The 25,562-nt window shown below is 63.1% G+C and carries 24 protein-coding genes; 10 read left to right on the top strand and 14 right to left on the bottom strand.

Going from position 1 to position 25,562, the window contains the following annotated elements; translation table 11 throughout:
- Positions 1-56: 56 nt before the first annotated feature.
- The 3 genes from BLS61_RS18790 to BLS61_RS18800 all read right to left on the bottom strand — a co-directional run bounded on the left by BLS61_RS18790 (position 57) and on the right by BLS61_RS18800 (position 2,734).
- Positions 57-455 carry a transcriptional regulator gene (locus tag BLS61_RS18790; RefSeq protein WP_090433409.1) on the bottom strand — a complete coding sequence of 133 codons (399 nt, stop codon included), beginning with the start codon at positions 453-455 and terminating at the stop codon, positions 57-59.
- Positions 456-594: 139 nt separating this feature from the next.
- Positions 595-1,092 carry a DUF934 domain-containing protein gene (locus BLS61_RS18795; RefSeq protein WP_090433412.1) on the bottom strand — a complete coding sequence of 166 codons (498 nt, stop codon included), beginning with the start codon at positions 1,090-1,092 and terminating at the stop codon, positions 595-597.
- Positions 1,076-2,734 (bottom strand): nitrite/sulfite reductase, encoded by a 1,659-nt coding sequence (locus BLS61_RS18800; RefSeq protein WP_090433414.1) that lies wholly within the window; start codon positions 2,732-2,734, stop codon positions 1,076-1,078. The genes BLS61_RS18795 and BLS61_RS18800 overlap by 17 nt, the downstream gene beginning before the upstream one ends.
- A 465-nt stretch (positions 2,735-3,199) precedes the next feature.
- Here BLS61_RS18800 and BLS61_RS18805 point away from each other — a divergent pair, with 465 nt between their 5' ends.
- Complete coding sequence (locus BLS61_RS18805) at positions 3,200-4,228, top strand: ABC transporter substrate-binding protein (RefSeq protein WP_090433478.1); 1,029 nt, start codon at positions 3,200-3,202, stop codon at positions 4,226-4,228.
- On the opposite strand, the gene BLS61_RS18810 is transcribed toward BLS61_RS18805, so the two are convergent.
- On the bottom strand, positions 4,229-4,456 hold the full coding sequence (locus BLS61_RS18810; RefSeq protein WP_090433416.1) for a DUF2970 domain-containing protein: 228 nt from the start codon (positions 4,454-4,456) through the stop codon (positions 4,229-4,231).
- A gap of 117 nt (positions 4,457-4,573) precedes the next feature.
- On the opposite strand from BLS61_RS18810, the gene BLS61_RS18815 reads away from it, so the two are divergent.
- The 4 genes from BLS61_RS18815 to BLS61_RS18830 are packed head-to-tail and all read left to right on the top strand — an operon-like array spanning position 4,574 to position 8,346.
- Positions 4,574-5,395 carry a helix-turn-helix domain-containing protein gene (locus BLS61_RS18815; protein ID WP_090433418.1) on the top strand — a complete coding sequence of 274 codons (822 nt, stop codon included), beginning with the start codon at positions 4,574-4,576 and terminating at the stop codon, positions 5,393-5,395.
- Positions 5,396-5,440: 45 nt separating this feature from the next.
- Positions 5,441-6,844, top strand: coding sequence for an NAD(P)/FAD-dependent oxidoreductase (locus tag BLS61_RS18820; protein ID WP_090433420.1), 1,404 nt, complete (start codon positions 5,441-5,443; stop codon positions 6,842-6,844).
- Positions 6,845-6,878: 34 nt separating this feature from the next.
- A complete protein-coding gene (locus BLS61_RS18825) occupies positions 6,879-7,220 on the top strand; it encodes a cupin domain-containing protein (RefSeq protein ID WP_090433422.1) in 342 nt (113 codons plus the stop codon).
- Positions 7,221-7,269: 49 nt separating this feature from the next.
- Positions 7,270-8,346, top strand: a complete 1,077-nt coding sequence (locus BLS61_RS18830) for a polyamine ABC transporter substrate-binding protein (protein WP_090433423.1) — start codon at positions 7,270-7,272, stop codon at positions 8,344-8,346.
- Between the two features lie 267 nt (positions 8,347-8,613).
- Here the strand turns inward: BLS61_RS18830 and BLS61_RS18835 are convergent, their stop codons facing one another.
- From BLS61_RS18835 to BLS61_RS18845, 3 genes are all read right to left on the bottom strand, one after another.
- Positions 8,614-10,497, bottom strand: coding sequence for a methyl-accepting chemotaxis protein (locus tag BLS61_RS18835; protein WP_090433426.1), 1,884 nt, complete (start codon positions 10,495-10,497; stop codon positions 8,614-8,616).
- A 112-nt stretch (positions 10,498-10,609) separates the two neighbouring features.
- The gene (locus tag BLS61_RS18840; RefSeq protein ID WP_090433428.1) at positions 10,610-11,680 is read right to left on the bottom strand and encodes an RNA methyltransferase; all 1,071 of its coding nucleotides are present in this window, start codon (positions 11,678-11,680) and stop codon (positions 10,610-10,612) included.
- A 15-nt stretch (positions 11,681-11,695) separates the two neighbouring features.
- A complete protein-coding gene (locus BLS61_RS18845; RefSeq protein WP_090433430.1) occupies positions 11,696-12,721 on the bottom strand; it encodes a DUF5924 family protein in 1,026 nt (341 codons plus the stop codon).
- A 139-nt stretch (positions 12,722-12,860) separates the two neighbouring features.
- Here BLS61_RS18845 and BLS61_RS18850 point away from each other — a divergent pair, with 139 nt between their 5' ends.
- Entirely contained in the window at positions 12,861-13,154 is a 294-nt protein-coding gene (locus tag BLS61_RS18850; RefSeq protein WP_090433432.1) for a DUF1883 domain-containing protein, read from the top strand.
- A gap of 108 nt (positions 13,155-13,262) precedes the next feature.
- Complete coding sequence (locus BLS61_RS24135; protein WP_446682021.1) at positions 13,263-13,349, top strand: small membrane protein YohP; 87 nt, start codon at positions 13,263-13,265, stop codon at positions 13,347-13,349.
- Positions 13,350-13,400: 51 nt separating this feature from the next.
- Here the strand turns inward: BLS61_RS24135 and osmE are convergent, their stop codons facing one another.
- On the bottom strand, positions 13,401-13,733 hold the full coding sequence (gene osmE, locus BLS61_RS18855) for an osmotically-inducible lipoprotein OsmE (protein WP_090433434.1): 333 nt from the start codon (positions 13,731-13,733) through the stop codon (positions 13,401-13,403).
- Positions 13,734-14,064: 331 nt separating this feature from the next.
- Positions 14,065-17,775 carry a methionine synthase gene (metH, locus tag BLS61_RS18860; protein WP_090433436.1) on the bottom strand — a complete coding sequence of 1,237 codons (3,711 nt, stop codon included), beginning with the start codon at positions 17,773-17,775 and terminating at the stop codon, positions 14,065-14,067.
- A gap of 150 nt (positions 17,776-17,925) precedes the next feature.
- Here metH and BLS61_RS18865 point away from each other — a divergent pair, with 150 nt between their 5' ends.
- The 3 genes from BLS61_RS18865 (at position 17,926) to nfuA (ending at position 21,993) form a co-directional block, all read left to right on the top strand.
- A complete protein-coding gene (locus BLS61_RS18865; RefSeq protein ID WP_090433438.1) occupies positions 17,926-20,202 on the top strand; it encodes a fatty acid cis/trans isomerase in 2,277 nt (758 codons plus the stop codon).
- Positions 20,203-20,318: 116 nt separating this feature from the next.
- Positions 20,319-21,338, top strand: coding sequence for an acyltransferase family protein (locus tag BLS61_RS18870; RefSeq protein WP_090433439.1), 1,020 nt, complete (start codon positions 20,319-20,321; stop codon positions 21,336-21,338).
- A 70-nt stretch (positions 21,339-21,408) separates the two neighbouring features.
- Positions 21,409-21,993, top strand: a complete 585-nt coding sequence (nfuA, locus tag BLS61_RS18875) for a Fe-S biogenesis protein NfuA (protein WP_017360966.1) — start codon at positions 21,409-21,411, stop codon at positions 21,991-21,993.
- Positions 21,994-22,048: 55 nt separating this feature from the next.
- Here the strand turns inward: nfuA and BLS61_RS18880 are convergent, their stop codons facing one another.
- From BLS61_RS18880 to BLS61_RS18900, 5 genes are all read right to left on the bottom strand, one after another.
- On the bottom strand, positions 22,049-22,558 hold the full coding sequence (locus tag BLS61_RS18880; RefSeq protein WP_090433441.1) for an HPP family protein: 510 nt from the start codon (positions 22,556-22,558) through the stop codon (positions 22,049-22,051).
- The gene (locus BLS61_RS18885) at positions 22,552-22,788 is read right to left on the bottom strand and encodes a DUF1272 domain-containing protein (protein WP_090433443.1); all 237 of its coding nucleotides are present in this window, start codon (positions 22,786-22,788) and stop codon (positions 22,552-22,554) included. Before BLS61_RS18885 ends, BLS61_RS18880 begins: the two co-directional genes overlap by 7 nt.
- The gene (locus BLS61_RS18890) at positions 22,781-23,803 is read right to left on the bottom strand and encodes a GlxA family transcriptional regulator (RefSeq protein ID WP_090433445.1); all 1,023 of its coding nucleotides are present in this window, start codon (positions 23,801-23,803) and stop codon (positions 22,781-22,783) included. Before BLS61_RS18890 ends, BLS61_RS18885 begins: the two co-directional genes overlap by 8 nt.
- Before the next feature lie 116 nt (positions 23,804-23,919).
- The gene (locus BLS61_RS18895) at positions 23,920-24,186 is read right to left on the bottom strand and encodes a hypothetical protein (RefSeq protein WP_090433447.1); all 267 of its coding nucleotides are present in this window, start codon (positions 24,184-24,186) and stop codon (positions 23,920-23,922) included.
- Positions 24,187-24,366: 180 nt separating this feature from the next.
- Positions 24,367-25,560 carry a catalase family protein gene (locus tag BLS61_RS18900; RefSeq protein WP_090433449.1) on the bottom strand — a complete coding sequence of 398 codons (1,194 nt, stop codon included), beginning with the start codon at positions 25,558-25,560 and terminating at the stop codon, positions 24,367-24,369.
- Positions 25,561-25,562 lie beyond the last annotated feature (2 nt).

Here is a 25,562-nt window from a genome sequence, read left to right on the forward strand (position 1 = left end):
CAAAAAAACGCCGCGCCCTACACAGGGCGCGGCGTTTTTGTTTCTGCGCCGCCCTGTCAGCCGGTCTCGAGATTGGCCCTGGGCGCCAGGCGGTCGAACACCTCGGGCGTCAGCGCCGCTTCGCCAGCTTCATCGAGCACTTCGCGCGGGTGCTCGCTGCCGGGGATGCTGCTGTCGAGCATGCTCAGCAATTGTGCGCCGCGCGCGGTGAGGATGAAGTTCTCGCCGTTGCCGCCTTCTTCCTCCGGGCGCGGCTCGATAAAGCCGTTCTCCAGCAGGCGCGCTTCGTAGCGGGCGGCCTCGGCGCGCAGGTGGTCGAGATTGTCCACGGGCTGGCCGGCATTTTCCTGCTCTGCGGCCAGGTCCTCGGCGTAGCGACGCGGGGCGAAGGGTTTGCCAGCGGAGTTCTGCGCCTCGTGCAGCAGGCGTTCGATCAGGTCCCAGTCATGTTTCATGGCGGTACTCCCTAAGCGATGGGCTTATAGGGTCCGACTTCACCGACGCGGTACGGTTCGACCCAATTGCCGAGCGGTCCGTGCAAAGCAAAACGCCCCGAACCAGTCGGGGCGTTTCGGTCGCTTCTGCCAGCGCTGATCAGGCGCGGCGACGGAACAGCGGCAGCGGCTGATCGGCTGAGGCCTGATAGACCTCGCTGTAGTCCTCGAAGGCCTTCAGCGCATCAAACGGGTCCTTGTCCGCGCGCAGGGCGAAGGCATCGAAGCCAACGCGCTTGAGGGCGAACAGCTGATCGCGCAGTACGTCGCCAATGGCGCGGACTTCGCCCTTGTAGCCGTAGCGGGTGCGCAGCAGGTAGGCGGTGGAGGAGTGACGGCCATCGGTGAAGGCGGGGAATTCCAGGGCGATGACCTGGAAATGCGCCAGGTCATCGGCGATTTCCTCGATCTCGTCGCCGGCTTCCAGCCATACGCCGAGGCCGCCGTCGCGGGCTTTCAGCGCATGGGCATGCTCGCGCCACAGGTTCAGCGGAACGATGATGTCGTCGCAGTTGGGAATGACGTCCAGGGTCACGTCCTTGGCCAGCAGGTGCCAGGTTTCGTCGACCACCTGGCCGTTCTTAATGATTCGCTGCATAGACGCGCTCCTTGAACGGGTCGATACCGACACGGCGGTAGGTATCGAGGAAGCTTTCTTCTTCGGTGCGTTGCTCGACGTAGACCTTGATGATCTTGTCGATCACGTCCGGCATGTCGTCCTGAGCGAAGGAGGGGCCGAGGATCTGCGCCAGGCTGGCTTCACGACCGGCGCTGCCGCCGAGCGATACCTGGTAGAACTCCTGACCTTTCTTGTCGACGCCGAGGATGCCGATATGGCCCACATGGTGGTGACCGCAGGCGTTCATGCAGCCGGAGATGTTCAGGTCGATATCGCCGATGTCGAACAGGTAGTCGAGATCGTCGAAGCGGCGCTGAATGGCTTCGGCCACCGGGATCGACTTGGCGTTGGCCAGCGAGCAGAAGTCGCCACCCGGGCAGCAGATGATGTCGGTCAGCAGGCCCACGTTCGGTGTGGCGAAGCCTTGTTCGCGCAGCTCGCCCCACAGGGTCAGCAGCTGACGCTGCTCGACGTCGGCGAGGATGATGTTCTGGTTGTGGCTGTTGCGCACTTCACCGAACGAATAGCGGTCGGCCAGGTCGGCGATGGCGTCGAGCTGCTTGTCGGTGACGTCGCCCGGCGCCACGCCGGTGGGCTTGAGCGACAGGGTCACGGCGACGTAGCCGGGCTTCTTGTGGGCGAAGGTGTTGCGCTGGCGCCAGCGGGCGAAGCCCGGGTGCTCGGCGTCCTGCTGGGCGAGCAGGGCGTCTTCGTCCTCCAGGGCCAGGTAGGCCGGATCGACGAAATGCGCGGCGACGCGGGCGACTTCGGCCTCGGTCAGGGTGGTCGGGCCATCCTTGAGGTGCGCCCACTCGGCGTTCACGCGCTCGGCGAACACCTCGGGAGTCAGCGCCTTGACCAGGATCTTGATGCGCGCCTTGTACTTGTTGTCGCGACGGCCATAGCGGTTGTACACACGCAGGATGGCGTCGAGGTAGCTGATCAGGTGCTGCCAGGGCAGGAATTCGTTGATGAAGCTGCCGACGATCGGGGTACGGCCCAGGCCGCCGCCGACGGAAACGCGGAAGCCCAGCTCGCCGGCTTCGTTCTTCACCGCTTCCAGGCCGATGTCATGCACTTCGATGGCGGCGCGGTCGCTCACGGCGCCGTTGACGGCGATCTTGAACTTGCGCGGCAGGTGGCTGAACTCGGGGTGGAAGGTGGACCACTGACGGATGATCTCGCACCAGGGGCGCGGATCGACGATCTCGTCCTTGGCCACGCCGGCGAACTGGTCGGTGGTAGTGTTGCGGATGCAGTTGCCGCTGGTCTGGATGGCGTGCATCTGCACGGTGGCCAGCTCGGCAAGAATCTCCGGCACGTCTTCCAGGTCCGGCCAGTTGAACTGCACGTTCTGCCGGGTACTGATATGGGCGTAACCCTTGTCGTAGTCACGGGCGATCTTGGCCAGCATGCGCACCTGGGTGGACGACAGCAGGCCATAGGGCACGGCAACGCGCAGCATGGGCGCATAACGCTGGATATAGAGACCGTTCTGCAGGCGCAGCGGACGGAATTCCTCGCCGCTCAGCTCTCCGGCGAGGTAGCGGCGGGTTTGATCGCGGAACTGCTTGACGCGATCCTCGACGATCTGTTGATCGTACTGGTCATATACGTACATGAAGGGTCCTGTTTTCAGGCTACTTACTGCCAATCAGCGCGCACGGCCGCGCACTCCCCGAGGAGCCGGGGCACGATACCAGCTCAGGTTTATGCGTAAAAGTGATGTTTGAATATATAAACATAGCTTTAAGGAATAAGACTGTCGCAGAGCATAACCAGATGGTTTGAGCGAAGGCCGAGGCTGGTCTTAAATGCAGTATGCGTCACCCACAATCACAAGAAGAGGGGGAGCCATGAGCGAACACACCGATATGGACAATTCCGATAGCGTCGTCGATGCCTGGGCGATCTTCTGCCTGATCCTGTTAGCGGTAGGCACGGCGGTCTTCTGGGTCAGCGGGCAATGAGAACGAAGGCCGGCGCGCATTAGCGGTCGGCCTTTTTTCATTTGCGCCCTATACTGCGCTCCGTCAACTGGGGAGGGGGCGTCGTGATCAGGTGGGTGTTGGGCCTGTGGTTGCTACTGTGCTGCGCTTTGGCGCCGGCGCAATCGCCTGCGCCATCGGTGGTCTTTCTCAATCCCGGTTATTCCAACGAGCCGTTCTGGACCGATTACACCCTTTACATGCAGGACGCCGCAGGCGATCTGGGCATCGAGCTGAAGGTACTCTACGGCGAGCGAGACCCGGCGCGCATGCTGCACAATGCCCGTCAGGTTCTGGACGGTTTGCCTCCCGATTACCTGATCTTCACCAACGAGCTGTTCCTCGGCCCCGTGTTGCTGCGCCTGTTCGAAGGAAGCCCGATCCGTCTGTTCGCCCTGCACAGCACGCTTACCGACGAGCAGCAGGCCCTGATCGGCGGCAGCCGTGAGCGTCATCGCAACTGGCTGGGCAGCCTGGTTCCCAATGACGAAGAGGCCGGCTACCTGATGGGGCGCGACCTGATCGCACTCAGCCGCGGGCAGCCGGCCGAGTTGCTGGCATTCTCCGGGGTCAAGCAGACGCCATCCTCGATACTGCGCCTGGCCGGCCTGCAGCGCGCGCTGAACGAGGCGCCACATGTGCGGCTGGTGCAGGCGGTGCAAGGCGAGTGGCAGGAGCAGCGCGCCTATGAGCAGGCGCTCAGCCTGTTGCCGCGTCACCCGGAAGTCAGCCTGATATGGTCCGCCAACGATGCGATGGCCTTCGGCGTTATTCGGGCCGCTGCCGAACAGGATCGGGCGTTGCACTATGCCGCGCTGAACAACTCGGCACGGGTGCTGCAGGCGCGGATCAACGGGCAGATCGAAGTGCTGGCGAGCGGGCATTTTCTTCTGGGTGCCTGCGCCCTGGTGATGCTGAGCGATCATGCCCGCGGGCTGGACTTCGTCGAGCGCGGCGGCAAGGATCAGGAGGCCCGACTGCTGCGCATCATCGATCGGGAGCAGGCGCAGAAGCTGCTCAAGCGTCTCGGAAAGTCGGATATCGGCCTGGACTTTCGCCGTTTCAGCGCAGTGACGCAGCCTCGGCTGCAGCATTATGACTGCTCGATCGCTGCGCTGCTGGACTGATCAGCCAGTCGCCATGTGCAGGATCAGTTTTACCGCGCCCAGCAGCACCACCACGAACAAGGCAGTGAACAGCACGCCGAGCAGAATGAAATGACTGGGTTTGCCGCGGCTGAAGTCGCGGCTGCGGTTCTTCCCGCTCTGCACGCCAAGCGCGGCTGCCAGCACGCTCTGCAGCATCTCGCGCAAGGTCAGTGGTTGCTGTTGCGGGTCTTTGTCCTGATCGGTCATGGTCTGCCTCTCCTGCGGTCCTGCAAGCATAGTCCGCAACCGACGGGGCAGCGTGAGGGGCTAGGCTGGCTTCGGCGAATCAGGCAATCTGCCTGGCGCTGACCACCGACGCCGACCATGCCTGACGACTTCTTTGCCGACGATACCGCGCAGACCGAGCGCACCCGCGACACCATCCTGCGCTATCACCTGAGCTGGAAACACCGCGACCTCGAAGCGGTGCTGGCGCTGTATCACCCGGACATCGAGTACAACGACTTCTATCAGCAGCGCTGCATGCGTCTGGCCGAGCTGCGCGAGTACGTCGAGGCGAACCTGCCGCGCCGCCCGGGCGAGTTGCTGGAGCATGTCGACCGTATCCGCATCGACGGTCACACCGCCTTCATCCAGTACTGCACCAGCCTGCAGGGCGGGGAAGGGCTGGTGTCGTTTCGCACCGGCGAGGCCATCACCGTGCGGGATGGGCTGATCTGGCGCATCAACGAGTACGCCACCCTGGTGCATGAGGCGCGCCGGTCCGGCGAGGCGGCCCGTATGCGACCGGCGATCAGCCGTCTGGGGCTGTCGACGCGTCAGCTCGGGCAACTGGCGCAGGACCTTCAGGATTATTTCCAGCGCAGCCGGCCATTTCTCGACCCGGAGCTGGACCTGCAGCAGGTGGCGGCGGCCACGGGTTATAGCCGCAACCAGATTTCCCATCTGCTCAACCAGGTGTTGGGCGAGAGTTTCTATCGCTACGTCAATCGCGCTCGCCTGCAGTACCTGCTCGACGGCCTGCAGACGGGTAGCGACCTGAAACGTATCGACGAGCTGGCCTTCGCCGCCGGCTTCAACTCGCTGTCGGCCTTCTACAACTGTTTCAAGCGCCACACCGGGCTGTCGCCGAAGGCTTATCTCAGGGAAATTTCCTCGCGGGCACGCACGCAAGACAGCGCCTGATCGGCGCTACTAGCCTTGCGTCATCAATCGATGACGGAGGCGTGGATGAACTGGCGCAACATCAGTCTGTGGATGGATCAGCTCGATGATCCACTGCAGGCGCGGCCCAGCCTGCAGCACGATATTCAGGCGGACGTAGCCATCATCGGCGCCGGTTATACCGGCTTGTGGACGGCCTATTACCTCAAGCGCCAGGCGCCGCAACTGCGGGTGGTGATCGTGGAGGCCGAGACCGCCGGTTTTGGAGCCTCCGGCCGCAATGGCGGCTGGCTGATGGGTAACCTGCTTGGCGAAGACCGCTTGATGGCCAGCTTGCCGGCGAACGAACGCAAGGCGTCCTTCGATCTGCTGCACGCTATTCCCGACGAAGTGGCCGAGGTGGTGGCCCGCGAAGGCATCGACTGCGACCTGCGCAAGGGTGGCGTGCTGTATTGCGCCGCGCGCTATCCGGAGCAGGAAGTGCGCCTGCGCGATTACCTGGAGCACTTGCGTGAGCTGGGCCTCGGTGAAGACGATTACCGCTGGCTGTCACCGAGCGAGCTGGCCGCGCAACTGCGTGTCACCAATGCCTATGGCGCGCTGTACAGCCCGCATTGCGCGACCATTCAGCCTGCCAGGCTGGTGCGGGGTCTGGCGCGTAGCGTCGAAGATATGGGCGTCGAGCTCTACGAGCTCAGCCCGGTGATCGACTGGCAGCCAGGCCAGGTGCGCACGGCACAGGCTCGCGTCACGGCTGATTGGGTGGTGCCGGCCATCGAGGGATATGCGGCCACCTTGTCGCCGCTGGGCCATTACCAATTGCCGGTGCAGAGCCTGATCGTGGCCACCGAGCCGCTGCCGACGGACATCTGGGCCGGTATCGGCCTGGAGCGTGGGCAGGCGTTCAGTGAATTCAGCCGGCAGGTCACCTACGGCCAGCGCAGCCGCGATGATCGTCTGATCTTCGGCGCACGCGGCGGTTATCGCTTTGGCGGCCGGCTGCGCAGCGATTTCAACCTCACCGAAGAAGAACTGGGCCTACGCCGCTATTTGATGGGGGAAATCTTCCCGCAACTGCGCAATGTGCGCTTCAGCCACTCCTGGGGGGGCAACCTGGGCATGGCACGGTGCTTCCAGCCGCACATGCTGCGCGACTCGCGCAATCGCATCGCCTTGTCCGGCGGCTATGGCGGCGAGGGCGTCGGTGCCAGCAACCTCGGCGGACGCACCCTGGCCGATCTGATTCTGGGCCGCGACAGCGAACTGCTGCGCCAGCCCTGGGTGCTGAGTGACAGCCCCATCTCCCGCCTGCGCCGCTGGGAGCCCGAGCCGTGCCGCTGGCTCGGTTACAACGCGATCATCCGCAGCTTCGTCCACGAGGACGAAGTACTCGCCAACCCGCGCAGCCCTGCCTGGCGCCGACGTCTGGCGCAGGCGCTGGCGGCGCGTATGGAAAGCCTGATGGGCTGAGCGAATGCCAGCCGTTCCTTTATCTGGAGTCCCCATGAATATCACCCACTTTCGTAACACACCCAGCGTCTGCCTGGACGAGTCCAATCCGGTTGCCGCGCCCCTGAGCGAGCCGGTGGCGGTTACCTCGACCATCAGTGTCGAGCGCAGTGACGGCGTCGAGACCGGTGTCTGGGAGTGCACCCCAGGGCGTTGGCGTCGGCAGATCGTGCAGCAGGAGTTCTGTCACTTCGTGGCCGGGCGCTGCACCTTCACGCCTGACGACGGTGAGCCCATCGAGATTCGCGCCGGCGACGCCCTGATGATGCCGGCCAATACCCTTGGCATCTGGGACATACAAGAAACGGTGCGCAAGACCTATGTGCTGATCTTCTGACTCGGCGCCTTTTCAGTACTGCCTAAAACAACAACTCATGAGGTATTCCATGCTGAAGAAACTCCTGCCGTGCCTGATCCTGGCCGGCACCGCCCATGCCGCTGACAGCGTGCGCATCTACAACTGGACCGACTACATCGCCCCGGACACCCTCAAACGGTTCGAAAAGAGCAGCGGTCTGGGCACCCATTACGACGTCTATGACAGCAACGAGACGCTGGACGCCAAGCTCATGGCCGGTCGCTCCGGCTACGACGTGGTGTTCCCCTCCAACCACTTCATGGCCCGGCAGATTCAGGGTGGTGCGCTGAAGAAGCTCGACCGTAGCAGGCTGCCGAACTGGAACAACCTCAACCCGGTGCTGATGAAGGCGCTGGAAGTCAATGATCCGGGCAACGAGCACGGCTTCCCTTACCTGTGGGGCAGCACCGGTATCGGCTACAACGTCGACAAGGTACGTGCGGTGCTGGGTGATGATGCGAAGATGGACAGCTGGGACGTGCTGTTCGACCCGGCCACGCTGGCCAAGCTAAACCAGTGCGGCGTGGCGATCCTCGACAACGGCCCGGAAATGCTGCCCATAGCCCTGCATCATCTGGGGCTGCCGCACCATAGCAAGAATCCCGAGGATTATCGGCGCGCCGAAGCGCTATTGATGGAGATGCGCAAGAACGTGCGCTATTTCCACTCGTCCAAATACGTGGGTGACCTGGCCAACGGCGAGATCTGCATGGCGGTAGGGTTCTCCGGCGACATCATGCAGGCTGGCGCCCGCGCCGCCGAGGCGGGCAACGGGGTGAAGATTCAGTACGAGATTCCCAGGGAAGGCGCGCCGATCTGGTTCGACATGGTGGCCATGCCGGCCGATGCGGGTAACGAGGAGGGCGCTTATGCCTTCATGAACTACCTGCTGCAGCCCGAGGTGATGGCGGCCATCAGCAACCATGTGAAGTACGCCAACGGCAACGCCAAGGCCGACAGCCTGGTCGAGCCCGCGCTCAAGGCGGACCCGACCGTCTATCCACCTGATAGGGTGATGGACAAGCTCTACACGCTGGAGGCCATGCCGCTGCAGATAGACCGGGTACGCACGCGCATCTGGAGCAAGGTCAAGAGCGGCGTCTGATCGCTACGATTAAAGAGCCCCGGCATGCCGGTAATGCTGTTCACATAAGAAATGGTCGTACGCGATTAGTCCCCTCGCCCCTTTGGGAAGAGGGTTAGGGCGGGCCGCGTTCGGAGAGGGGAAAACCGGCAGTTTGTGGTGTGCTCAGCCCTCTCCCCCAGCCCCTCTCCCATAAATGGGAGAGGGGAGCCACACGCTTGCAACCTTAAGTGAACAGCATTACGGCATGCCGGGGCTTTTCGCGCGTGCGGATTGGCTGCGCGTGGTTCAGACCTTGAAGCGGCCCAGCAGGCGATCCTGCTGACCGACCTGCTCCACCATCGAGGCGCACTGCTGCACCTGCTGTTCGGCACCGCCAGCCAGTTCATGGCTGATGTCGCGGATGTTGGTGGTGTTGCGGTTGATCTCCTCGGTGGTGGCGCTCTGCTCCTCGGCGGCGGTGGCGATCTGCAGGTTCATGTCGTTGATGCGGGTGATCGCTTCGCGGATACGGCCAAGCATGTCGTTGGCCGCGCTGGCCTCTTCGGCAGTCTTGCTGGCCGTGTCGCGGCTCTGTTGCATGCGGCTTTCGGCCTGACGCACGCCGCCTTGCAGCTGATCGATCATCTGGCGAATTTCCTGGGTAGCCTGCTGCGTGCGCGAAGCCAGCGAGCGGACTTCATCGGCGACCACGGCGAAGCCGCGACCGGACTCGCCGGCACGAGCGGCTTCGATGGCGGCATTGAGCGCCAGCAGATTGGTCTGCTCGGCAATGCTGGTGATCACCTGCAGGATCGACTCGATGTTGTGGCTGAGCTTGGCCAGCTCGTTGATGGCGTGGCTGGTTTCGTCCATCTCGTCGGCCAGGTGGCGAATCGCCGAACTCGACTGCGATACCACGCGCACGCCGTTCTCGGTTTCCTCGTTGGCGGCAACGGCCGCCTGGGCCGCGGCCTGGGCGTTGCGCGCCACTTCCTCGGCGGTGGAGGCCATTTCCTGCATGGCGGTGGCGAGCTGGTCCAGCTCCTGCAGCTGCTCCTGCAGACGGCGAGCAGCCTGCTCCGACTCGTTGGAGGTCAGGGCGGTGCTTTCGCGGACCTGATGAGAGCTGCCCATGACATCGCCGATCAGGGTCTGCAGGGTCTGCAGGAAGCGGTTGAACTCCTGCGACAGCTCGCCAATCTCGTCGTTGCTGGTGATCGCCAGGCGGCGGGTCAGGTCGCCTTCACCGCTGTTGATCTCGCGCAGCGAGCTGTTGAGCAGGCCCAGCGGCTTGAGCAGGCTGTTCATCAGCAGGCCCAGTACCAGCAGGCTGATGGCCACGCCGACCACGGTGCCGACAACTGCCAGCCAGGTCAGGCGGTTGGCCTCGGCCATGACCACGCTCTCGTCCAGCACCACGCCGATGTACCAGTCCATGCCGCGCAGGTTCGGCAGGGGGGTGAAGGAGATCAGCAGGTTCTTGCCGCCGGCGGCGACTTCGCGCAGCTCCTTGCCCAGCGCCGGGCTCTGGCCGTCGAACAGTTCGCTGTAGGACTTGCCGTTGTAGTCGGCGTTGGGGTGGGAAATGATGTTGCCCGAGCGGCTGAGCAGGAAGGCGTAACCAGCGCCGTTGAAGTCCAGGGTGTTGACCGCGTCGGCTACCGACTGCAGGCGGATGTCGCCACCGAATGCACCGAGAAACTGGCCTGCATCGGTGATTCGGGCGACCGCGGAAATGAGGATTTCATTGGTGGTGGAATCGACATAGGGCTCGGTCAGCACGGCCTGGCTGCCAGCCTTGCCTGTGGCATACCAGGGTCGTTTGCGCCCGTCCCAGTCTGCGCTCGGTTTCCATTCGTCGCTGTTCTTGATCGGTTTGCCGTCAGCTTCCAGGGCACCGAAGACCAGGATGAACTCGTTCTTCAACAAAGGTGCGTTGAAAATCCGCTGAATTTCATCCGTGCTGTAGTTGCTATCTATGGTCTGCGCCATAAGGTCGATCAGGCGTAGCTTGGCGTTGAGCCAGTTCTCGATCTGACGGGCCAGGGCATTGCTCGACTCGGCAATGCTCGATTCGACCTGGCTGCGCAGCGTCTCCCGCACCTGGCTGACCTGCAGCAGCGACAGCAGGCTTATGGTGAGAAAAAGCACGGTAGCGGCGGCGATACCGACCTTGTGGGCGATTTTCATGAATGGGGCTCCAGGGCGCAAATACGACAGGGCTGCATCCATGCAATGCGGTTCATTACAAACCTAGTACAGTGCTGGCATTCTGCTTGCCAGGCATTGATCCGTAAGCTTCTTATCGGTCTGCAGTGACGATTCTTGAGCCTTTGCCGCGATTTCCCTGGAGGCGGCTGGTATTGACCACATCCACTGCCCGCGCACGCAACTGGCCGCAACCGCCATCCACATCCTGGCCGGCGGAGTTGCGCACCTTGGTCAGCACGCCGCGGCTATGCAGGTAGCGCACCATCTGCACGATGCGCTCGCCGTCGGGGCGCTGGTAGTCATCGGCTTTCAGGCTGTTGTAAGGGATCAGGTTGAGCACGGCGAACTTGCCCTTGAACAGGCGCAGGATGTTGTCCATCTCCTCCTGGCTGTCGTTGATGCCCTTGAGCAGCGTCCACTGGTACTGGATCGGGTAGTCGATGCTGCGGGCATAGGCCTCGCCCAGTTCCATCAACTGCTCGGGGTCGATGCGCGGCGCTCGCGGTAGCAGGCGCTGGCGCAGCTCGGCATCGGTGGTGTGCAGCGACAGGGCCAGGGCAGGGCGCACGCGCTGTTTGGGCAGGCGTTCGAACACGCGTGGGTCGCCAACCGTGGAGAAGACCAGGTTGCGGTGACCGATGCCGCCTTCTGTTCCGAGCAGGTCGATGGCCTCCAGCACGTTATCGAGGTTGTGCGCCGGCTCGCCCATGCCCATGAACACCACTTTCTTCACCGCGCGCCGGCGACGGCCCAGTACCACCTGCGCGACCATCTCGGCGCTGCTGAGTTGGCGCAGCAGGCCGCTCTTGCCGGTCATGCAGAAGGTGCAGCCGACCGCACAACCGACCTGACTGGAGATGCACAGGCCGTCGCGCGGCAACAGGACGCTCTCGACCATCTGTCGGTCGGCCAGCTCCACCAGCAGGCGCGAGGAGCCGTCCGCGCCCGGGTGCTCGGCGCTGACCCGGGCCAACTGCTCGAGGCTGGCGGCGATGGCCGGCAGCCCCTCACGCACCGTAAGCGGCAGGAAATTCTCGGTCTTCTGGTGCTTGGTACCGGTGTCCAGCGCCTTGCCCTGCAGCCAGGCACGGGTAATGCGCCCGATATGCTGGGGTTTGGCGCCGAGGTCGGCGAGGCGTTGGCTGAGTTCGGTGAGCTGCATGGGGCGCGCATGCTATCACTTGGCCTGGGCGTCGACCACGTCGAAGCGCAGCACACCGATCATCTGTCCGGCCTCGGTGACGACTCGCACCTGCCAGCGGCCCTCGGGTGAGGCGGGGAAGTTGAGCTTGTGCGTCCAGGCGCGATAGCCCTCCTTGCGCCCGCCGCTGATGTCCAGGGCGATGCGATCGACTTCCCGGCCGTTGTGCTGCCAGACGTGATAGATGCGCTCGTCGAGGCCGCGCGGGGCATTGATCGAGGTATAGGCGTAGAGCCCATCGTCATGCATCTGCTGCGGCGTGATGCGCGCCAGACTGAGGCCCGGGGCACGCTGCGCGCCATCGAAGCGATCGCTGATCGCCACCTCGGTCAGCCACAGTGTGGCCGGCGGCACCCACACCCGTGCCAACCACCCGGCGCCGGCCATTGCCAGGGGCAGGGCGGCCAGCAGCAGGATGCGACGCCAGCCGGCACCACCGATCAGCCCCGGCAGGCTCGGCAGCGCCAGCAGCGTGGCGACCAGCAGGGCGATGCGGTAGCTCTGTGGCGTGCTGAGGTGGAAGATGATCGGCAGCGCGGTGAGCATCACCGCGAACAGCGTCAGACTGTGAAAGATCAGCAGCAGCCAGCGCCTGGGCGCCAGCCATCGGTAGTAGATCGGATCGGTGATCGAGGCCAGCGCAGCGATCGCCAGCAGGCCACTGAACAGCAATTGCCCACTGTTCCAGGTGGTAGTGATGAAGAAGAACGGCAGGACGAAGAACAGGCTCTCCTGATGGATCATCTGCGTGCCGTAGCGCAGCAATGGCAGCGGCAGCTCGAAGCCGAAGCGCTGGGCAATGCGCTCGAGCAGCAGGTTTTCCAGGATCAGCCAGACCCAGCTGACCACCAGCACCACGCCCAAGACCTTGGCCAGATGCGCCTGGCGGTCGACTAGCAGGAAGCTGGCCACGCCCGAGCAGAAGCCGAACAGCGCGACCAGGCCGGGATAGCGCTTGAGCAGGGCAATCAGAATGGGAATACGGTCGAGCAGGACTTTCATGAAAACGGCGCGTCTCTGTGTTGGCCGCGCATGCTAGGTAGCGCGTGCTTTGGGCGCAAGCGAGTCGTCAGCTGCGCTGGCGATGCCGCGCCGCTTGCGGCACTATTGCGCCCCCGTTTCACCACCGAGTCCGAATACGATGAAATTCATCCATCAACGCGAGCATCTGGAAGAGGGCGATCTGGTGGTCATCCAGTGTTCGCAACCCTGCAACATCCGCCTGATGAACGATGCCAACTTTCGCGCCTTCAGGAACCGTGGTCGGCACAGTTACCACGGCGGCGCCTTCATCAAGTTCCCGGCGAAGATTCGCGTACCCTCCAGCGGCTTCTGGAACATCACCCTGGATACCGTCACCCGGCGTGCCGTGAGCATGACGCGTAAGCCGCAGATGGAGTACAGCATCAGGGTCGTTCGCCGCCCGGGCGCCTGATGCGTGCTCGGCGCGCCCCGTGGCAAGGCACTCAAGAAAAAGGCTAAACCCTGGCCGCCGAGGCAGGGTCACAACTGATGAATCCGAAACCATAGAGGGAGCATCAGCATGTTGAAATTTCTCGGCAGCACCGTTGGCATCATCTTCATTATCGGCCTGATCGTGGTGATCGGTCTGTTCAAGCTGATTTTCTAAGCGCGTGCTCAAACCCTTCCCCGCTGCCTTCGGCAGCGGGGAAGGGGTCTTTCAAATGCGGCGTCTGTTTTCGAAATACTGCGCGCAGGTCATGAAGCCCTTGCTGTCGACACGGCCGTTGACGTCGAAATTCACGTAGTAGGGCTGTTCGTGCCCGTCGACGTTGAGTACATAGTTGTTGCAGGTGCTGCCGCTGAGACTGTGCTCGGCCTCTGAGGAGGGCGGGCCGCCGAGGGTGCGTACCTGTTCCCTGGTCATGCCGTGGTCGACCTGCTTGACCAGAGGTTCGTTGCGAAAGGTCACGTAATCGACCGGGTTCTCGATGGTCGAGCAACCGGTCATCACGGCCGCTACGGCCAGTACTGCAAGGCTGTGCTTGTACATGTCATCGCTCCGTCGAATGAGCCAATTGGCTCGACATGAGTTGGAGGCGTGTTCATGCAGCGGAGTTCGTGTTTTTCGATGATCGGCGCGAGTCGTCTCCCTTCGAATGAAAAGAGCCCGCTTTCGCGGTAATGCTGTTCAATTAAGGTTGCACACGTTTGGCTCCCCTCTCCCATTTATGGGAGAGGGGCTGGGGGAGAGGGCAGAAGACACCGCAAAACCGCCAGTCTTCCCCCTCTCCCTAACCCTCTCCCCGGAGGGGCGAGGGGACTGATCGAGCTCGACCATTTCTTAAGTGAGCAGCATTACCGCTTTCGCGGGCTCGTTTGCATCAGTCGTCGTAGCCGAGGTTCGGCGCCAGCCAGCGTTCGCTGACGGCGATGTCCTGACCCTTGCGCTTGCTGTACTGCTCGATCTGATCCTTGTCGACCTTGCCCACGGCGAAGTACTGCGCCTCGGGGTGAGCGAAGTACCAGCCGGATACGGCGGCGGCCGGGAACATGGCGTAGTGCTCGGTGAGGAACACGCCGCTGCGGCCGGCCTTGTTGTAGTCGGCTTCGGGGTCGAGCAGCCTAAACAAAGTGGCCTTTTCGCTGTGATCCGGGCAGGCCGGGTAGCCAGGGGCAGGGCGGATGCCCTTGTACTGCTCGCGGATCAGCGCCTCGTTGTCCAGTTGCTCGTCCGCCGCGTAGCCCCAGTACTCCTTGCGCACCCGCTCGTGCAGCCACTCGGCGCAGGCCTCGGCCAGGCGGTCGGCGAGGGCCTTGACCATGATCGAGTTGTAATCGTCGCCCTTGGCCTCATAGGCCTTGGCCACTTCCTCGGCGCCGATGCCGGCGGTGGTGATAAAGCCTCCCACATAATCCGTAATGCCGCTGTCCTTCGGCGCGACGAAATCGGCCAGGGACAGATTCGGCTTGCCATCGGGCTTGATGGTTTGCTGACGCAGGTGGTGCAGGGTGGCGAGCTGTTCGCCGTTGTCGCCGTAGACTTCGATATCGTCGTCACGCACCTGATTGGCCGGCCAGAAGCCGAAGACGGCACGGGCCTTGATCAGCTTCTCGTCGATCAGCTTCTTCAGCATCGCCTGGGCGTCGTTGAACAGGCTGGTGGCGGCTTCGCCGACCACTTCGTCGGTGAGGATGCGCGGGTACTTGCCGGCCAGATCCCAGGAGATGAAGAAGGGCGTCCAGTCGATGTACTCGGCCAGCACATTGAGGTCTATGTCGTCCAGCACCTGCGCGCCAGTGAAGCCCGGTTTGGGCGCGACGTAGCCGTTCCAGTCGAAGGCCGGCTTGTTGGCGATGGCATCGGCATAGCTCAGGCGCTCGGTGCGAGTCGCGCGGGCGGCGGTGCGCTCGCGCACCACCACGTATTCCTCGCGGGTCTTCTGCACGAAGTCGGCCTTGAGCTCCTTGGACAGCAGCTGGGTGGCCACCCCCACGGCGCGCGAGGCGTCGGTGACGTAGACCACGGCGTCGTTGCTGTACTGCGGGTCGATCTTCACCGCCGTGTGCGCCTTGGAGGTGGTGGCGCCTCCGATCATCAGCGGCAGGGTGAAGCCCTGGCGCTGCATTTCCTTGGCCACGTGGACCATCTCGTCCAGCGACGGGGTGATCAGCCCGGACAGGCCGATGATGTCGCATTTCTCGTCGCGGGCGGTCTGCAGGATCTTCTCCGCCGGCACCATCACGCCCAGATCGACGATGTCATAGCCGTTACAGCCCAGCACCACCCCGACGATGTTCTTGCCGATGTCGTGCACGTCGCCCTTGACAGTGGCCATGAGGATCTTGCCCTTGGCTTCCGGCTTGTCGCCTTTCTCGGCTTCGATGAAGGGGATCAGGTGCGCCACGGCCTGCTTCATCACCCGGGCGGACTTGACCACCTGGGGCAGGAACATCTTGCCCGAGCCGAACAGGTCGCCGACCACGTTCATGCCGGCCATCAGTGGGCCTTCGATCACCTCGATGGGGCGCGCGCACTGCTGGCGGCACTCCTCGGTGTCTTCGACGATAAAGGCAGTGATGCCCTTGACCAGCGCGTGCTCCAGGCGCTTGTCGACCGGCAGCGAGCGCCATTCCTCGTTCTCGACTTCCTTGGCGGCGCCGTCACCCTTGTACTTGTCGGCGATGGCCAGCAGCGCCTCGGTGGCGCCCTCGTTGCGGTTGAGCACCACGTCCTCGACCGCGTCGCGCAGCTCCTTGGGAATCTCGTCGTAAATCTCCAGCTGGCCGGCGTTGACGATACCCATGGTCAGGCCGTTCTGGATCGCGTAGTAGAGGAACACCGAGTGGATCGCTTCGCGCACCGGGTTGTTGCCGCGGAAGGAGAACGACACGTTGGACACGCCACCACTCGATAGGGCGAAGGGCAGCTGGTCACGGATATAGGCGCAGGCTTCGATGAAGTCCACCGCATAGTTGTTGTGCTCTTCGATGCCGGTGGCCACGGCGAAGATATTCGGGTCGAAGATGATGTCTTCGGGCGGGAAGCCCACTTCGTTGACCAGAATGTCGTAGCTGCGCTGGCAGATTTCCTTCTTGCGCGCGGCGGTGTCGGCCTGGCCGACCTCGTCGAAGGCCATCACCACCACGGCGGCGCCATAGCGCTTGCACAGGCGGGCGTGATGCTTGAACTGCTCGACGCCTTCCTTCATGGAGATGGAGTTGACGATGCCCTTGCCCTGGATGCATTTCAGGCCCGCTTCGATCACCTCCCACTTGGAGGAGTCGATCATGATCGGCACGCGGGAGATGTCCGGCTCGCCGGCGATCAGGTTGAGGAACCTGACCATGGCGGCTTTCGAGTCCAGCATGCCTTCGTCCATGTTGATGTCGATCACCTGGGCGCCGGCTTCCACCTGCTGCAGGGCGACTTCCAGGGCCTCGGTGTAGTTCTCCTCGCGGATCAGGCGGGCGAACTTGGCCGAACCGGTGATGTTGGTGCGCTCGCCGACGTTCACGAACAGCGAGTTGCGGTCGATGGTGAAGGGCTCCAGGCCCGACAGGCGACAGGCCTTGGGAATGTCCGGGATCACCCGCGGCGGGTACTTGGCCACCGCCTCGGCGATCGCCTGGATATGCGCCGGAGTGGTGCCACAGCAGCCGCCGATGATGTTGAGGAAACCCGAAGCGGCGAACTCTTCGACTACCGCCGCCATCTCGGCGGGCGACTCGTCGTATTCGCCGAAGGCATTGGGCAGGCCGGCGTTGGGGTGGGCGGACACATGGGTGTCGGCCTTGTTGGCCAGCTCTTCCAGGTACGGGCGCAGGTCCTTGGCGCCGAGGGCGCAGTTCAGACCCACGGAAATCGGCTTGGCGTGGCGCACCGAGTTCCAGAACGCCTCGGTGGTCTGCCCGGACAGGGTACGGCCGGAGGCATCGGTGATGGTGCCGGAGATCATGATCGGCAGTTCGACGCCGTCCTCCTCGAACACCTGCTGCACGGCGAAGATTGCCGCCTTGGCGTTCAGGGTGTCGAAGATGGTCTCGATCAGGATCAGGTCGGCGCCGCCCTCGATCAGGCCGCGCGTGGCTTCGGTGTAGTTCTCCACCAGCTCGTCGAAGGTGACGTTGCGGTAACCGGGGTCGTTGACGTCCGGGGAGATCGAGCAGGTGCGGCTGGTCGGACCCAGAACGCCTGCGACGAAGCGCGGTCGATCCGGGGTTTCCAGGGTCTTGGCGTCAGCCACTTCACGGGCCACACGGGCGCCGGCCAGGTTCAGCTCGTAGACCAGCTCCTCCATGTCGTAGTCGGCCTGCGACACGCGGGTGGCGTTGAAGGTGTTGGTTTCCAGGATGTCGGCGCCGGCATCCAGATAGGCCTTCTCGATGGCGGCGATGATCTGCGGCTGGGTCAGCAGCAGCAGGTCGTTGTTGCCCTTGACGTCGCTCGGCCAGTCGGCGAAGCGCTCGCCGCGGTAGTCGGCCTCTTCCAGCTTGTAGCTCTGGATCATGGTGCCCATGCCGCCGTCGAGGATCAGGATGCGCTCCTTCAGGGCTTGCTGGAGGGCTTGGAGGCGGGCGCTGCGATCGGACATGAGAACTACCTGAGCAAAGCGGGAACAAAGGCCCGCGATGATATCAAAGCTGCAGGGGTCTGGAGCGCCTGGCGGTTTCCATGAATTTCATTCATGTTGCCGCGGACGCCGTCTCGCTAGAATGGTCAGCATCGAACCAAGGATCTGGCCATGCTCAAGCCTGCTGCATTGTTGTTTCTTTCCTTCGCAGCAGGCATGGCCCGCGCCGAAGCGATTTCCTACGTCGACGACATCCAGCCCATCCTCACCCACAAGTGCGTGGCCTGCCACACCTGCTACGACGCTCCCTGCCAGCTCAATCTCGGTAGCGCTGAGGGCATCCTACGCGGTGCCAGCAAACAACTGGTCTATGACGGCACGCGCAGCAAGGCGCAGGCCACCACACGGTTGTATCTGGACGCGCAGGGCGAGGCAGCCTGGCGCCTGCGCGGCTTTCATTCGGTGCTCGCTGGCGAGAACGGCCAGGCTGCACTGATCAGGCGCATGCTGGAGCTTGGGCGCAGCCAGCCGCTCGAGCCCAACGCCAAGCTCCCCGACAACCTCGACATAGCCATCACCCGCAGCAACAGCTGCCCATTGCCGGGTGAGTTCGCCGCCTATGCGCAGAAGAATCCCCACGGCGGCATGCCGTTCGCGGTGACCGGGCTGAACGATGACGAGTACGCCACCCTGGAACGGTGGCTGGCGCAGGGGGCGCCGGTCGCCGAGCAGGCGCTCAAACCCAGCGCGGTCGAGTTGCGTCAGGTGGCGCAGTGGGAGAATTTCCTCAATGCTCCCGGTGCACGGCAGAGCCTGGTTTCGCGCTGGCTGTACGAGCACCTGTTCCTGGCGCATCTGCACTTCGAGGGTGGCGAGCCTGGCCACTTCTTCCAGATGGTGCGCTCGCGTACCCCCAGCGGCAAAGCCATCGACCCGATTGCCACGCGGCGTCCGAACGATGATCCGGGCTCCGAGTTCTACTACCGTCTGTGGCCGATCCAGGGTGTGATCGTGCACAAGACGCACATCACCTATCCGCTGGGCGAGGACAAGCTGGCGCGGGTCAAGGCGCTGTTCTTCGCCGAGGACTGGACGTTGGACGCGGTGCCGGGCTACGGCGCGCAACGTCGGGCCAACCCGTTCGAAACCTTCGCCGCGATTCCGGCGCAGGCGCGTTATCAGTTCATGCTGGATAACGCCGAATACTTCGTGCGTACCTTCATTCGTGGCCCGGTGTGCCGTGGGCAGATCGCCACCGACGTGATTCGCGACAATTTCTGGGCCCTGTTCCAGGCACCGGAGCATGATCTCTACCTCACCGATGCCGACTATCGAAGCGAGGCCACGCCGCTTTTGGCCATGCCCGGCCAGTTCGACGATATCGGCGATCTGCTGGGCCTGTGGCGCGACTATCGCAACAAGCGCAACGACTACGAGAACCTGCGCAGGGACGCCTACGCCGATGCGCCGCCGGCCGACTGGACACATATCTGGAGCGGCAACGACAACGCGCTGCTGTCGATCTTCCGCCAGCATGACAGCGCCTCGGTGCGCAAAGGCCTGCTGGGTGAGATACCGCAGACCCTCTGGTGGCTGGACTATCCGCTGCTGGAGCGCACCTACTACCAGCTGGTGGTCAACTTCGACGTTTTCGGCAATGTCTCGCATCAGGCGCAGACGCGCCTGTACTTCGACCTGATCCGTAACGGCGCCGAGGTGAACTTCCTGCGCCTGCTGCCGGCTCGTTCGCGTGAGGCCTACCTGGACGACTGGTATCAGAACAGCGGCAAGCTGAAGATGCTGCTGGACTACACCTCGGTCGATCACCGTTCGCCGAGCGCCATCGCGCTGAATGGCAAGGACCCGAAGCAGCAGTTCGCCGAACAGTTGCTGCAGCGCTATGACAGGCTGAATGCACGTCCCGATCCGATCAACCGCTGCGCTGGTGCGCACTGTTATCGCGACGGTCTGCCCAAGGAGCTGCAACATGCCGAACAGGCGCTGTCGCGTCTGGCCAGTCGTCCGGCGGGCGGTTTGCGGGTGATCGATCAACTGCCGGAAGCGACCATGCTGCGAGTGCAACTGAGCGACGGTTCGCGGGAGATCTACAGCCTGTTGCGCAACCGCGCGCACAGCAATGTGGCCTTCATGTTGGGCGAGGAGCTGCGTTATCAGCCACGCCTGGACACCCTGACAATCTATCCCGAGGTGATGAGCAGCTATCCGAACTTTCTCTTCAACCTCAAAGCCGGGGAGGTGGATGCCTTCGTCAAGCAGATGGAAGGTGTGCGCGACGCACAATCCTTCGAGCCTATCGTCGAGCGCTGGGGCATACGCCGCAGCCATCCCGAGTTCTGGCGTTATTTCCATGATCTGGCCGAGCACATCCGCGAAACCCAGCCGCTGGAGGCCGGGGTACTGGACATGAACCGCTACCAGAATCTCTAGCAGGTCGTTTCCCCTGGCTTTTGCCGACCTTTCTCCCATCGTTGCGGTCGGACCCTGTGGTTGCCTGATTCAGGCAGCCGGGTCTCGAGTTCAGCGAAAGGGGGAATGGCGGTTAGATGCTGGTTTCAGTACAGGCTTTACGGGCATTGGCGGCCTGGGTTGTGGTGTTTCATCACGTCATGCAGGTGTTCTTCAATTTTCAGGCCGACAGCTTCGTCGGTCGCCTGTTCGCCGAAAGGGGGGCGGTTGGCGTCGACATCTTCTTCGTCATCAGCGGGCTGGTGATCTATCTCTCTACCCAGAGCAAGACCATCACGCCCTGGCGCTTCATGCTCAATCGCGTGCTGCGCATCGTCCCGGCCTATTGGCTCTACTCGTTGATCGCGGCGCTGATCATCGCCTTCGCCAATCAGGTGATGCCCGTGCAGGAGTTCGACCTGCACCATTTGCTGCTCTCGCTGTTTTTCATCCCGGCCGAAAACCCCGGGGGCTTTGGCCTCTATCCGACGCTCAACGTCGGCTGGACGCTGAATTACGAGATGTTCTTCTACCTGCTGTTCGCCCTGGCCTTCATCGTGACCGAGCGCCTGCGCCTGCTGTTCATCGTCCTGGCCCTGGCCACGTTCAGCCTGCTGGCAACCCAGCCGTGGATGAGCGACTTCTACCGCAACAGCATCGTCTACGAGTTCATCTTCGGCATGCTCCTGGGTGTGGCTTACAAGCGAGGCTGGATTCGCCAGGGTTTGTGGCTGCCGCTGCTGGTCATCGCGGCTTCGCTGCTGACCATTTACCACTTCGACAACTCCATGCGCCTGCTGCATTGGGGGCTGCCGAGCGCGTTGATCGTCGCCGCCTGTATCGCCATGGAGCCCTGGTTCAAGGACAACCGGCTACTGAGTCATCTGGGCGACTGCTCGTATTCGGTCTATCTGCTGCACGTGATCGTCCTGTCCCTGGGCTGGTACCTGCAGACCCGTCTGGATCTCGCACCTGCCGTCGTGATCGCGGCATGCATACCGGTGATTGCGGTTGCGGCCTGGGGCAGCTACGAGTTGATCGAAAAGCGTTTTGTCGTTCGTGCCAAAGTCTGGGTCGGGCAACGAGCAGGGCGGGAAGGGCTGCAGTCGTTATCCTGAGTAAATTAGTAGGACTATATTCAGGTCGTCACTTGGCGTACAATCCGCGGCATGACCGTGAGGAGTTGCCATGAGTGCCATCACCATTACCCAAGCTGCCGAAGATTACCTGGCCGAGCTGCTGAGCAAGCAGGACACCCCGGGTATCGGCATCCGCGTTTTCATCACCCAGCCAGGTACGCCTTATGCGGAAACCTGCATCGCCTACTGCAAGCCGGGTGAACAGAAGCCCGAAGACACCGCCGTTGGTCTGGCCAGCTTCACCGCCTGGATCGATGGCATCAGCGAGCCTTTCCTGGAAGACGCCGTAGTCGACTACGCCACCGACCGCATGGGCGGCCAGCTGACCATCAAGGCACCGAACGCCAAGGTGCCGATGGTCAATGAGGACAGCCCGCTGAACGAGCGCATCAACTATTACCTGCAGACCGAGATCAATCCCGGTCTGGCCAGCCACGGCGGCCAGGTGAGCCTGGTCGACGTGGTTGACGAAGGTATTGCCGTGCTGCAGTTCGGTGGTGGTTGCCAGGGTTGTGGTCAGGCTGACTACACGCTCAAGGAAGGCATCGAGAAAACCCTGCTCGAGCGTATTCCGGAGCTCAAGGGCGTGCGTGACGTGACCGACCACAGCAATCGCGAAAACGCATACTACTAATGCGGGCTGCGCGGTGAGAAGGGCGACCCAGGGGGTCGCCCTTCGTCGTTTCTGGCTACCAGTATCTGGGGTAGCGCCCACTGCGCGTGGCGTTGTTGTAGAGCAGCGCCACCAGTAGCAGGATCAGCGCGCCGGCCAGGGTGGGAAAGAGCAGGAAGCCCCAGCCCGGCTGAGCGAGAAAGATGATCACCGGATTGGAGCCGGCCGGCGGGTGCACGCTACGAGTCAGCATCATCAGCGCGATGGCGCTGCTTACCGCCAGAGCCAGCGACCAGATGCCAGGGCCGAGCAGATGCAGGCAGATCAGCCCGACCAGGCTGCTGAGTACATGCCCAAGCACCAGGTTGCGCGGTTGCGAGAAAGGTAGATCGGGAAAGCCGAACACCAGCACGCAGGACGCGCCGAACGAACCCAGCAGCAGGCTGATCGACAGCGCATCACCGCTACCTGCGATGCAGGCGATGGCAAGAAATCCACCAAGCCAGGCCAGCAGCACCTGACGTAGCGAGGGCGGAGGCGGTAGCGCCGCACCATCGCCGCGCAATTTGCCAAGAAAACTCAGCATGGCGTACTCCTGCCCACTCGCACGGTGGATGCCGGGTTGCGCGCGAGCTTCTGTGCGGGGCGAGTCGGCCTGCGCAGAAGCTCACCGCCGCAGTTGGGACAGTGCAACGCCAGCTTGTTCTCGGCGCAGCTGCGGCAGAAGGTGCACTCGAACGAGCAGATCAATGCATCCGTGCTGTTCGCCGGCAGGTCTCGGTCGCAGCACTCGCAGTTCGGGCGTAGCTCAAGCATTCAGGTTCTCCTGGCGTGCCTGGCCGAAACGCTGCAGATAGTCCTGCGGGCTGATGGCCAGGTGTTTGTGAAAGCTGCGGCGCAGGTTCTCCGTGTGGCCGAAGCCGGTCAGGCGCGCCACGGTGGCGATAGAGGCTTGGGCGTCCTGCAGCAGATTGCGTGCTGCTTCCAGGCGCACCCGCTCGACGTAACGCCCCGGCCCCATGCCCAGTTCCTGAACGAACACCCGAGACAGCGTGCGTGGGGTCATGTGCGCCTGGGCGGCAAGCGCCTCGAGCGACAGGTCGTCACCAAGGTGCGCGGGAATCCATTCGAGCAAGGCGGCAAGTCGCGGCACCCGGCTCGGCTCCGGGCTGAGCAGGGCGCTGAACTGCGCCTGGCCCCCGGGGCGACGCAGAAACATCACCAGGCGACGCGCGACCGCCAGGGCCAGCGCACGTCCCAGGTCGGCCTCTATCAGCGCCAGAGCCAGATCGATGCCCGCGGTCACGCCGGCCGAGGTGAAAATGTGCGCAGCGCCGCCGTGGTCGTGCGGGTCGTAGGTATGCAGGCAGTCGCCCAGTACCTCGACCTGCGAATAGCCATCACGCAGGGACTGCACATCGGCCCAATGGGTGGTGGCGCGGCGGCCATCGAGCAAGCCGGCCGCAGCCAGGATCAGTGCACCGGAGCATACCGAGCCGAGCCGCTGCAGCTGTGGCTCGACATCCCGTAGCCAGTTCAACAGGGCCGTATCCTGGCACTGCCGGTCCACACCCAGCCCGCCTGGCACCAGCAGCGTGTCGATCTGGCTGGCATCGACACTGCGCCAGGCCCTGTCGGCAATCAGCTGAATGCCGGCCGAGGTGCTCACCGGACCGGACTCTTCAGCCAACAGGCAGATGCGATAGCAGGGCGGCAGGCCCTGGCGCTGCCGCTCGACGTTGGCAGAGGCGAAGACCTGCAACGGCCCGGTTACGTCCAGGCTCATGACGTCGGGGTAGGTCAGGCACGCGATGGTTCTGAGCGCATCCATAAAAGCCTCCGGGGTAATGGAAGGCAGTCTGCGCTGAGGCGGTCATGGCAACAAGGACAATAAGCCCACGAATATTGCCAAGCACTTAGGGGCGCCGAACGGCGCCCCGTGGGGGATTACTCCGGCATGCTCCACGGCGCAAGATCGAAACCCTGGCTGCGCAGTTCGTCGCGGGAGCGCTGCAGCGCAGCTTCCAGCTGTTGCGGGTCGGTGTAGGTCGCGCTGGACAGCTGGCGACCAAGCAGGCGAGTGTTGGTGCGGTCGATGACGCTGATGCTGACGACGCCGGTACCGTCCTGCGGAGCCCAGGCCACGCACTGGAACGGGCGGAAGGCGCGATCGGCAATCAGCAAGGCTTCGTTGAAACGCAGCGGTGTGTTCATGGGTTCGGTTTCTCCGAGTTGATCCCAGCAATTAGTTGCGGCCAGCAGGTTATTGCGCTTGGCCTTACATTGCTGTTGATGAACGCAGCGAGCCCATAAGTCACACATCGCTGAAAAAAGTTTTATTGCTGTGCGAAGTGCCTCAATAAAAACTTTCGGCGTCTCGGCGAGTACAACTTTCTATTGCGAAAGTTCCGCCTCCGCTTCCTCGGCAATCGGCTGCAGCTCAGGTGCCGCGGGGGCTGGGGCGTTACGCTGGTGGCGGTAGGCGCTGACCGCTTCATATACCGATTTGCGCAAACGGTTTATTCCCCCGATCGGACGATGCTCGGGCAGCGCATGCCAGGGGTTGAAGGACAAATTGTCGCAGAAGAGGTTTTGTTCGCGACTGTCGAAGTCCTGAGGCTGCACGGTAATACGCGCGACGCTTTCGAAGGGCGATATCTTTTCGCTCCATTCGACGGTCGGATCCTCGATGGGCATGTAGTACTGCGCATTCTGTTTTTGCACCTGAAGTTCGAAACATGCGGGCGCGCGATCCAGTGACAGCTGCTGGTAAAGCGCATTGCGCAGGAAATTGGGCAGGTCGGTGTTCTGCTCCGGCAGCTCGTAGGGCGGGCAGTTCTGCGGAGCCGGTATGACCCGGTACTTGATGTTCAGCTCGCCGAGCTTGAACGGCGCAATGGAGTTGTAGGTGGTGGCCACCGGGCTTTCCGGCGCCGGCGACAGGGTCTTCAGGGCGATGATCAGGTGGCGTATTTCCCAGCTGCGTGGGTCCCAGCTGGGAAAGAACGCCAAGGCTTTCTTGCCATCGGCCTGGGCGGCGAAATTGCTGCGGTATTCGGCGACGTCGCGTACGAAGAAGGCAGGGTGATTGAACATCACGAAATCCTGCTCGCCCGCATGTGCCGGGCTCTTCATCAGTTTTTCGCCCGGCACGTCGAGCAGCTTGATGGCCATACCGCGGGCATCGCGGGCACGGTCGAACTGCGGGTAGGCGTTGCCGTTGGATAAGCGCATCCAGGCTCGCCAGGTATGCCCTGGCTCGCTGAATACGCCCTGGCGCAGCGATTCGTCCAGGGTGTCGAGCACCTGCACCTCGGCCCTGACGCAGCCGTGTGCCTTGGCATGGGCATCGCGCAGCACGCGGGTGTTGTCACGGTGCTGCTCGACGATGCGCACGGCATCCTCGATGATCAGCCGGCTCAATGCGGCTTCATCCGGGGCGATTTCTTCCTCCGTGGAAACCGGACCGGAGAATTTCCAGGCGTAATAGGCCTCGCCCAGCCCCCAGCCAATCAGACCGACCAGGACGAGGGTAAGCAGCAGTTTGCCGAGCAGGCGACCGAGCCAGAGCCAGAAGCGTTTCAACATCG

This window comes from Ectopseudomonas guguanensis (assembly GCF_900104265.1).
In the GTDB taxonomy this organism is placed as follows: Bacteria; Pseudomonadota; Gammaproteobacteria; order Pseudomonadales; family Pseudomonadaceae; genus Aquipseudomonas; species Aquipseudomonas guguanensis.

What these genes read in the sequence shown, in the direction of transcription:
- BLS61_RS18790 (WP_090433409.1), bottom strand. Translation starts at nt 455, where the DNA reads ATGAAACATGACTGGGACCTGATCGAACGCCTGCTGCACGAGGCGCAG.
- BLS61_RS18795 (WP_090433412.1), bottom strand. Translation starts at nt 1,092, where the DNA reads ATGCAGCGAATCATTAAGAACGGCCAGGTGGTCGACGAAACCTGGCAC.
- BLS61_RS18800 (WP_090433414.1), bottom strand. Translation starts at nt 2,734, where the DNA reads ATGTACGTATATGACCAGTACGATCAACAGATCGTCGAGGATCGCGTC.
- BLS61_RS18810 (WP_090433416.1), bottom strand. Translation starts at nt 4,456, where the DNA reads ATGACCGATCAGGACAAAGACCCGCAACAGCAACCACTGACCTTGCGC.
- BLS61_RS18815 (WP_090433418.1), top strand. Translation starts at nt 4,574, where the DNA reads ATGCCTGACGACTTCTTTGCCGACGATACCGCGCAGACCGAGCGCACC.
- BLS61_RS18820 (WP_090433420.1), top strand. Translation starts at nt 5,441, where the DNA reads ATGAACTGGCGCAACATCAGTCTGTGGATGGATCAGCTCGATGATCCA.
- BLS61_RS18825 (WP_090433422.1), top strand. Translation starts at nt 6,879, where the DNA reads ATGAATATCACCCACTTTCGTAACACACCCAGCGTCTGCCTGGACGAG.
- BLS61_RS18830 (WP_090433423.1), top strand. Translation starts at nt 7,270, where the DNA reads ATGCTGAAGAAACTCCTGCCGTGCCTGATCCTGGCCGGCACCGCCCAT.
- BLS61_RS18835 (WP_090433426.1), bottom strand. Translation starts at nt 10,497, where the DNA reads ATGAAAATCGCCCACAAGGTCGGTATCGCCGCCGCTACCGTGCTTTTT.
- BLS61_RS18840 (WP_090433428.1), bottom strand. Translation starts at nt 11,680, where the DNA reads ATGCAGCTCACCGAACTCAGCCAACGCCTCGCCGACCTCGGCGCCAAA.
- BLS61_RS18845 (WP_090433430.1), bottom strand. Translation starts at nt 12,721, where the DNA reads ATGAAAGTCCTGCTCGACCGTATTCCCATTCTGATTGCCCTGCTCAAG.
- BLS61_RS18850 (WP_090433432.1), top strand. Translation starts at nt 12,861, where the DNA reads ATGAAATTCATCCATCAACGCGAGCATCTGGAAGAGGGCGATCTGGTG.
- BLS61_RS24135 (WP_446682021.1), top strand. Translation starts at nt 13,263, where the DNA reads ATGTTGAAATTTCTCGGCAGCACCGTTGGCATCATCTTCATTATCGGC.
- osmE (WP_090433434.1), bottom strand. Translation starts at nt 13,733, where the DNA reads ATGTACAAGCACAGCCTTGCAGTACTGGCCGTAGCGGCCGTGATGACC.
- metH (WP_090433436.1), bottom strand. Translation starts at nt 17,775, where the DNA reads ATGTCCGATCGCAGCGCCCGCCTCCAAGCCCTCCAGCAAGCCCTGAAG.
- BLS61_RS18865 (WP_090433438.1), top strand. Translation starts at nt 17,926, where the DNA reads ATGCTCAAGCCTGCTGCATTGTTGTTTCTTTCCTTCGCAGCAGGCATG.
- BLS61_RS18870 (WP_090433439.1), top strand. Translation starts at nt 20,319, where the DNA reads ATGCTGGTTTCAGTACAGGCTTTACGGGCATTGGCGGCCTGGGTTGTG.
- nfuA (WP_017360966.1), top strand. Translation starts at nt 21,409, where the DNA reads ATGAGTGCCATCACCATTACCCAAGCTGCCGAAGATTACCTGGCCGAG.
- BLS61_RS18880 (WP_090433441.1), bottom strand. Translation starts at nt 22,558, where the DNA reads ATGCTGAGTTTTCTTGGCAAATTGCGCGGCGATGGTGCGGCGCTACCG.
- BLS61_RS18885 (WP_090433443.1), bottom strand. Translation starts at nt 22,788, where the DNA reads ATGCTTGAGCTACGCCCGAACTGCGAGTGCTGCGACCGAGACCTGCCG.
- BLS61_RS18890 (WP_090433445.1), bottom strand. Translation starts at nt 23,803, where the DNA reads ATGGATGCGCTCAGAACCATCGCGTGCCTGACCTACCCCGACGTCATG.
- BLS61_RS18895 (WP_090433447.1), bottom strand. Translation starts at nt 24,186, where the DNA reads ATGAACACACCGCTGCGTTTCAACGAAGCCTTGCTGATTGCCGATCGC.
- BLS61_RS18900 (WP_090433449.1), bottom strand. Translation starts at nt 25,560, where the DNA reads ATGTTGAAACGCTTCTGGCTCTGGCTCGGTCGCCTGCTCGGCAAACTG.